A 1,312-nucleotide genomic window follows, 5' to 3' on the forward strand; every position below is an offset into this window, starting at 1 on the left:
GTACAGTAACATAGCCTCTCAACGAAGCTTCAGCCGCATCAGCAGGAGAGAAGCTCCAGCTTTCGTAAATAGTTGAATAAGCGGCAAAATCTAAAGCCGATACATTACTCGATTCTAGAATCTCTACGTAAGTCACCGAGCCCGTAACATCAACATGCACTCCTAATAATACATCCCCTTCCCAACCACGCCTGCGCGCTAAGCTAGGATAAACTGGTCTGGGATTTGAAGGGCTACCTAGCACATAAGCTGGCGATCTAAATTGCTCTTTAGGCTCTTCAATTTTCTTGACCGGAGCCTTCTGCTCTTTTTGATCTTGTTGAGGCTGCTCTTTTGCTTTGCTTTCGGCAACTTTATTAGCAGGTTCACCCTTATCCGAATGATCACTGATGCTCGCTTCGGATTGCTTCGCAATTTTCTTCTTGGATGGAGCAACTGTTTGAATAGTCTCAACCGGTGATGATTTAGAAGGCTCGCTTTCTAAAATGGCTTCCGTTGACTTTTGAGGTTCGGGTTCGACAACCGGTTTCTCGACAGGCTTCACCACAGGATCGGGTTTCGATTTAGGGGTAAGATCTTCCTGTTTTGGCGATTCTTGACTGGCCGACAAGGGTTCAATAATAGACTCAGGAGTGGGTTCTAAAATGCGTTGAGACAAGGCAACCCGGTACGTTGAATTATCGACGATATACGCCTTAGGCCCTAGCGCATACGAATAGAAAACGATCGCTACCAACAGATGAACAATTACCGCTGCGGCAAACGCCGTCAGAAATCCCGCATTCGGATTATTCCAAACGATTTTTGGCTTCCGATAATTGATGTAGTTTTGCAACATAACCGCTCAAGCAAATGAATTTTGAGCGGCGAACTATACAAAAACACCAATTACGAACGCAAGACGTTGACCCAAAGCACCATACTTTGGTCTGTATCTCAGGCTGACTTAACTCAATAAGTCTTTAGCGTAAACTCTGCCTTCAGATGATGCTAAATTTCCACTTGATGCAAAGCTAAACACGCAGCGTTTACGACCAATAAAATCAGCGTACTTCATCCAGACTTTTTCAAATTCAGTCTCGGCGTCGCGTTCACCGCGGCACACTGCAATCAGCTGTTTTTGAGCCTTTCCCTTTGGCTCTATTTCTCCGGCAATAAGACTGTTTGCGCAGCAGCCTCCTCGTGTTAGTAGTTCTGACTCATTACGAGAAAAATTCCCACTGCGACTAAATCCATGTGGAAAATTCTTGTCGTCACGAAATGCCTTACCCGATACCAAGCTTTTATCTAGCATCGCTTACTCCCTTATATT

Annotated in this window: 2 protein-coding genes; both read right to left on the minus strand. The window is 45.0% G+C overall.

Annotated elements, in window-relative coordinates; all coding sequences use genetic code 11:
- On the minus strand, window positions 1–838 hold an 838-nt coding region (locus A3738_RS28615), incomplete at its 3' end, for an energy transducer TonB (protein WP_068764023.1).
- A 108-nt stretch (window positions 839–946) separates the two neighbouring features.
- Window positions 947–1,294 (minus strand): DUF413 domain-containing protein, encoded by a 348-nt coding sequence (gene maoP / locus A3738_RS28620; protein WP_068482169.1) that lies wholly within the window; start codon window positions 1,292–1,294, stop codon window positions 947–949.
- Window positions 1,295–1,312: the final 18 nt, after the last annotated feature.

The sequence above is a fragment of the Oleiphilus sp. HI0066 genome (genome assembly GCF_001635725.1).